5 protein-coding genes are annotated in these 6,151 nt (G+C 64.1%); all 5 read left to right on the top strand.

The genetic code is table 11. From position 1 onward, the window contains the following. On the top strand, positions 1 to 819 hold an 819-nt coding region (locus JQ587_RS36520), incomplete at its 5' end, for an acyl-CoA carboxylase subunit beta (protein ID WP_283815715.1). 2 nt (positions 820 to 821) lie between these two features. Further along, positions 822 to 2,837: an acetyl-CoA carboxylase biotin carboxylase subunit gene (locus JQ587_RS36515; protein ID WP_212428595.1), complete on the top strand. Its 2,016-nt coding sequence runs from the start codon at positions 822 to 824 to the stop codon at positions 2,835 to 2,837. Positions 2,838 to 2,893: 56 nt separating this feature from the next. Next, a complete protein-coding gene (locus JQ587_RS36510) occupies positions 2,894 to 4,003 on the top strand; it encodes a CaiB/BaiF CoA transferase family protein (protein ID WP_212428594.1) in 1,110 nt (369 codons plus the stop codon). A 77-nt stretch (positions 4,004 to 4,080) separates the two neighbouring features. Then, positions 4,081 to 5,946 (top strand): methylmalonyl-CoA mutase family protein, encoded by a 1,866-nt coding sequence (locus tag JQ587_RS36505; protein WP_349629562.1) that lies wholly within the window; start codon positions 4,081 to 4,083, stop codon positions 5,944 to 5,946. Next, positions 5,943 to 6,151 (top strand): methylmalonyl-CoA mutase family protein (locus tag JQ587_RS36500; protein ID WP_212428593.1); only part of this gene is annotated, 209 nt, incomplete at its 3' end. The genes JQ587_RS36505 and JQ587_RS36500, both read left to right, overlap by 4 nt.

Below are 6,151 nucleotides of genomic sequence, written 5' to 3'. Positions count from 1 at the left end.
CGTCGCCTGATCGACTTCCTGCCGTCCAACAACACCGACGGCGTGCCGGAATGGCCGAGCTTCGACGACACCGCCCGCATCGACATGTCCTTGGACACGCTGATCCCCGACAATCCGAACAAGCCCTACGACATGAAGGAGCTGATCCTGAAGGTCGTGGACGAGGGCGACTTCTTCGAGATCGCGGAAGCCTTCGCCAAGAACATCGTCACGGGCTTTGGCCGCATCGCCGGCCGCACCGTCGGCTTCGTCGCCAACCAGCCGATGGTGCTGGCGGGCGTGCTCGACAGCGACGCCTCACGGAAAGCCGCGCGTTTCGTCCGCTTCTGCGATGCCTTCAATATCCCCATCGTCACCTTCGTCGACGTGCCGGGCTTCCTGCCCGGCACCGCGCAGGAATATGGCGGTCTGATCAAGCACGGCGCAAAGCTGCTGTTCGCCTACTCGCAGTGTACCGTTCCGCTGGTGACGATCATCACCCGAAAGGCCTATGGCGGCGCCTTTGACGTCATGGCGTCGAAGGAAATCGGCGCCGACATGAACTACGCCTGGCCGACCGCCCAGATCGCGGTGATGGGCGCCAAGGGCGCGGTGGAAATCATCTTCCGCAGCGACATCGGCGACCCCGACAAGATCGCCGCCCGCACCAAGGAATACGAGGACCGCTTCCTGTCGCCGTTCATAGCGGCCGAGCGCGGCTACATCGACGACGTCATCATGCCGCACTCGACGCGCAAGCGGATCGCGCGGGCGCTGGCGATGCTGAAGGACAAGAAGACGGAAATGCCCGCGAAGAAGCACGACAACTTGCCTCTGTGATCATGTTCAAGAAAATCCTTATCGCCAATCGCGGCGAAATCGCCTGCCGGGTCATCAAGACTGCGCGCCGCATGGGAATTCAGACGGTTGCCGTCTATTCCGAGGCCGACCGCGACGCCCTCCATGTCGAGATGGCCGACGAGGCCGTGCTGATCGGCCCGCCCGCCGCGGCCGAGAGCTATTTGGTGATCGAGAAGATCGTCGAGGCTTGCCGCAAGACGGGCGCCGAGGCTGTCCACCCCGGCTACGGTTTCCTGTCCGAGCGCGAGGCCTTCCCGCGCGCGCTGGAAGCCGCCGGCATCGTCTTCATCGGCCCGAACCCGGGCGCGATCGCCGCGATGGGCGACAAGATCGAATCCAAGAAGGCGGCCGCGAAGGCCAAGGTCTCGACCGTGCCGGGCTATCTGGGCGTCATCGAGGACGACAAGCACGCGGTCAAGATCGCCGACGAGATCGGCTATCCCGTCATGATCAAGGCGTCGGCCGGCGGTGGCGGCAAGGGCATGCGCATCGCGCATTCCAGAGCCGAGGTCGCCGAAGGTTTCAACCTCGCCAAGGCCGAGGCCAAGGCCTCGTTCGGTGACGATCGCGTCTTCGTCGAAAAATTCATCGTCGATCCCCGCCACATCGAGATCCAGGTGCTGGGCGACAAGCACGGCAACGTGATCTATCTCGGCGAGCGCGAATGCTCGATCCAGCGCCGCAACCAGAAGGTCATCGAGGAAGCGCCGTCGCCGCTGCTCGATGAAGCCACCCGCCGCAAGATGGGTGAGCAGGCCGTCGCGCTGGCGAAAGCCGTGAACTATGATTCCGCCGGCACCGTCGAATTCGTCGCCGGCCAGGACAAGAGCTTCTACTTCCTGGAGATGAACACGCGCCTCCAGGTCGAGCATCCCGTCACCGAGCTCGTCACCGGCGTCGATCTCGTCGAGCAGATGATCCGCGTCGCCGCCGGCGAGAAGCTCAAGCTCGCGCAGAAGGACGTTACGCTGACCGGCTGGGCGGTGGAATCGCGGCTCTACGCCGAAGATCCGTTCCGCAACTTCCTGCCCTCGATCGGGCGTCTGGTGAAGTATCGCCCGCCAGCGGAAGCAAGCAAGGATGGCATCACCATCCGCAACGACACCGGCGTGCAGGAGGGCGGCGAGATCTCGATCCATTACGATCCGATGATCGCCAAGCTTGTGACCCACGCGCCGTCGCGCGCCGCTGCCATCGAGGCGCAGGCGACTGCGCTGGATTCGTTCTATGTCGACGGCATCCGCCACAACATCCCGTTCCTGTCGGCGCTGATGCATCATCCGCGCTGGCGCGAGGGCCGGCTCTCGACCGGCTTCATCGCCGAGGAATTCCCCAAGGGATTTGCGGTGCGCGTGCCCGAAGGCGAGGTCGCACGGCGGATCGCCGCGGTCGGCGCCGCCATCGATCATGTGCTCGGTGAGCGCAAGCGGCAGATCTCGGGTCAGCTTGGCGGCCGCATCGTGCAGCGCGAGCGCCGCCGCGCGGTGTGGCTCAATCGCCAGGAGATCCTGCTCGAGGTCGCCCGCGAGGGCGATGCCATCGCGGTGCGCTTCGTCGATGCTGACGGAAAGGCCGGCAACGCGTATCTGCTGCAATCGCCATGGAAGCCGGGCGATCCGGTCTGGCAGGGCGCCATCGACGGCCATTTCATCGCGGTGCAGGCGCGCCCGATCGCAAACGGCATCCGCCTCGCGCATCAGGGCGTCGAGGTGCCGGTCTATGTCTGGACCGAGGCGGAAGCAGCTTCCACGCGGCTGATGCCGGTGACGGCAGCCTCCGACACCGGCAAGAAGCTGCTGTGTCCGATGCCCGGTCTCATCGTCTCCATCGCGGTGACCGAAGGCCAGGAGGTCAAGGCCGGCGAGACGCTGGCGGTGGTCGAAGCCATGAAAATGCAGAACGTGCTGCGCGCCGAGCAGGACGGCACCGTGAAGAAGATCCACGCCAGTGCCGGCGCGACGCTCGCGGTCGACGCGCTGATCCTGGAGTTCGGATAGTCGCGTTCACCAGGCGATTAGCCGGCGGTCACAAATTGCCTGATGGGGGATCCAACATGGTAGCTATTTCAGGCTCGAATACGACTGGAGCCAACGGCCCGCTTGCTGGAGTTCGTGTCGTAGAATTCGCAGGCATCGGTCCCGGCCCTTTCGCGTGCATGATGTTGGCAGACATGGGTGCGGAGGTTGTGACGCTCGACCGTGTGGGTGTTCCCCGGAACCTGAAGGGAGTTGCCTCACGGGGGCGCAAGTGGGTCCATGTCGACCTGAAGAATGAAAAAAGCAGGGACGAGATAATCGCGCTTCTCAGTATGGCCGACGTTCTCATCGAAGGTTTCCGTCCGGGTGTGATGGAGCGTGTAGGGCTCGGGCCCGACGTGATTCTTGGCCGCAATCCTCGACTTGTGTACGGACGAATGACCGGTTGGGGCCAGCATGGGCCTCTGGCCAACGCCGCCGGTCACGACATCAACTATATCTCGATCACAGGCGCGCTCGCTGCGATCGGTCCACGCGAAAGGCCGATCCCCCCGCTTAATCTGGTCGGTGATTTCGGTGGAGGCGCGCTCTACCTTGTCGTTGGAGTCCTTGCCGCCGTGATTGAGGCGAAGAAGTCAGGCAAAGGACAAGTGGTTGATGCTGCAATGTGTGACGGAGCAGCCTCGTTGATGACCATGTTTTTCGACATGAAAGCTACGGGGAATTGGGTCGAAGGCCGCGAGAAAAATATGCTGGATGGCGGCGCTCATTTCTACGGTGTCTTCGAATGCGCGTGCGGCAATTTCATCTCGATCGGGTCCATCGAGCCGCAATTCTACGCGATTTTGCGGCAGCAGGCGGCCCTGCATGACGCGGAGTTCGACGCTCAAATGGATCCCCGAGCTTGGCCAAAGCTGAAACAAAAGCTTGCGGCAGTTTTCAAGAGCAAGACCCGCGAAGAATGGTGCAAGGTCATGGAAGGCAGCGACGTATGTTTCGCTCCAGTCTTGACGATGACGGAAGCATCGCGACACGAGCACATGGTGTCCCGTGAAGTCTTCCTTACTCGCCACGGTGTCCTCCAGCCTGCTCCTGCGCCGCGGTTCTCAAGAACCCCCTCAATGGCTCGCGAGCCGGAAGAACTGTCGCTTGCAGAGATCCTGGGCTCCTGGAAGGGCGAACGATAGGTCGTTGTTCCGATGGTCAATTGCTGCCGTGGAGATGCGACTTGCAATATGCGCCGATGTGTGAGGAGGGTGAGAACGTGACGCGGGATGACGTGCCGCAGGCTGCTGAGCTTCCCGAGGGGCAGCTTGCGGATTGGCGTAAGCTGGTCGACGGCGTGCTGAAGGGTGCGCCATTCGAGAAGCTGGTCGGCAAGACCTATGACGGCCTGAAGATCGAGCCGCTTTATCAGCGCGCCAAGGATACTGCGCCCGTGGTGGGGCGGCCGCCAGCCGCACCGTGGCAGATCATGCAGCGGATCGATCATCCCGATGTGGCACTCGCGAATGCGCAGGCGCTGACCGATCTCGAGAATGGCGCAACGGGGCTTGCGTTGGTGTTCGCGGCCGGCAGCGGCGCTCACGGGTTCGGTCTTGAGCCTTCCGCCGATGCGGTCGCGAAGGTATTGAAGGATGTCCATGTCGATGCCGGCATTGCCATCGAGCTGCAGGTCGGCCCGCAATCGCGGATGGCCGCGATCCACGTCGCGGAGTACGTCAAGACGATGGGCATCGATCCGGCGGCTTGCAACATCCGCTTCGGCCTCGATCCGCTCGCGGCCGGCGCGGTGTGGGGCCACAGCCCATACACGTGGGACGAGATCAAGGTCGCCGTGACGAGCGGGATCAAGGGGCTGGCTGGGCTCGGCTTCAAGGGGCCGTTTGCTTCGGCGGATGGACGCGTGATCCATGATGCCGGCGGCTCGGAGGTGCAGGAGCTCGCCTTCGTGCTCGCCTGCGGCGTCGCCAATCTGCGCGCCATCGAAGAAGCCGGCGTTCCGCTCGAGCAGGCGCAGGCCATGGTTTATGCGCGGCTCTCCGCGGACGCCGACCAGTTCCTGACCATGGCGAAATTCCGCGCGCTGCGGCTGCTGTGGGCGCGCATCGAGCAGGCTTGCGGCCTCACGCCCAAGCCGCTGTTCATCGCCGCCGACACCGCCTGGCGCATGCTGACCCAGCGCGACCCCTACGTGAACATGCTGCGCGCCACCATGGCGACATTCGCCGCCGGGCTTGCCGGGGCCAACGCGATCACCGTGCTGCCGCACACGCTGGCGCTCGGATTGCCCGATCGGTTCGCGCGCCGCGTGGCGCGCAACACGCAGCTTCTGCTGCTCGAGGAGAGCAATCTCGCCAAGGTCTCTGATCCCGCGGCCGGCGCGGGGGGCATCGAGGCGCTGACGTCAGAGCTCTGTGACGCTGCCTGGGCACTGTTCCAGGAGACGGAGAAGGCGGGCGGCGCGTTCGCAGCGCTCCAACAGGGATTAATTCAGGGCAAGGTCGCGGCGACGCGCAAGGCGCGTGAGGCCAATATTGCAAGGCGGCGCGACGTGCTGACCGGCGTGAGCGAGTTTCCGAACCTGCATGAGGCCGACGTCAAGGTGCTGGAGGCTAAGCCGATCACGCTGGCCCCCTACGGCGCGGAGAAGTTCAGGTTCGCTTCCCTATCGCCGATACGTCTGGCCGTATCGTTCGAGCAGCTGCGCGATAAATCGGATACGAAGCTGATGGCGGACGGCAACCGGCCAAAGGTGTTTTTGGCCAATCTCGGGACGCCCGTCGATTTCATGGCGCGCGCGACCTTTGCCAAAAGCTTTTTCGAGGCCGGCGGCATTCCGGCCGTCGACAGCGAGGGCTTTGTCGATCCGGCCAAGCTGGCCGACGCCTTCAAGGCGTCCGGCGCGGAGCTCGCCTGCCTTTGTTCCAGCGACAAGGTCTACGCTGGTCAGGCTCAAGCTGCGGCGAAGGCCCTGCAAACCGCGAGTGCGCGAGCGGTCTATCTGGCAGGCCGTCCGACCGATGCAGAGGCGGCGCTGCGGGCCGCCGGTGTCGCGGGTTTTGTCTTCGCCAGCGGCGATGCGCTTGCCACGCTGGACGATGCGTATCGACGGATGGACGTGACATGACCCGCATTCCCAATTTCGCCGACGTCGCCTTCGAGCGGACGGCAACCTCCGCACCGTCAGGCAGCGCCGAGCCGTGGCTGACGCCCGAGGGCATTCTGGTGAAATCAGCCTATGGCGGGGCTGACCTCGCCGGGCTCGATTTCCTCGAGACCTATCCGGGGATTGCGCCGTTCCTGCGTGGCCCCTACCCGACCATGTATGTCAA

This window comes from Bradyrhizobium manausense (genome assembly GCF_018130615.1).
Lineage (GTDB): Bacteria > Pseudomonadota > Alphaproteobacteria > Rhizobiales > Xanthobacteraceae > Bradyrhizobium > Bradyrhizobium manausense_A.
The sequence above is the reverse complement of the archived record's forward strand: the minus strand, read 5'-3'. Positions and strand labels throughout refer to the sequence as shown.

What these genes read in the sequence shown, in the direction of transcription:
- JQ587_RS36515 (WP_212428595.1), top strand. Translation starts at nt 822, where the DNA reads ATGTTCAAGAAAATCCTTATCGCCAATCGCGGCGAAATCGCCTGCCGG.
- JQ587_RS36510 (WP_212428594.1), top strand. Translation starts at nt 2,894, where the DNA reads ATGGTAGCTATTTCAGGCTCGAATACGACTGGAGCCAACGGCCCGCTT.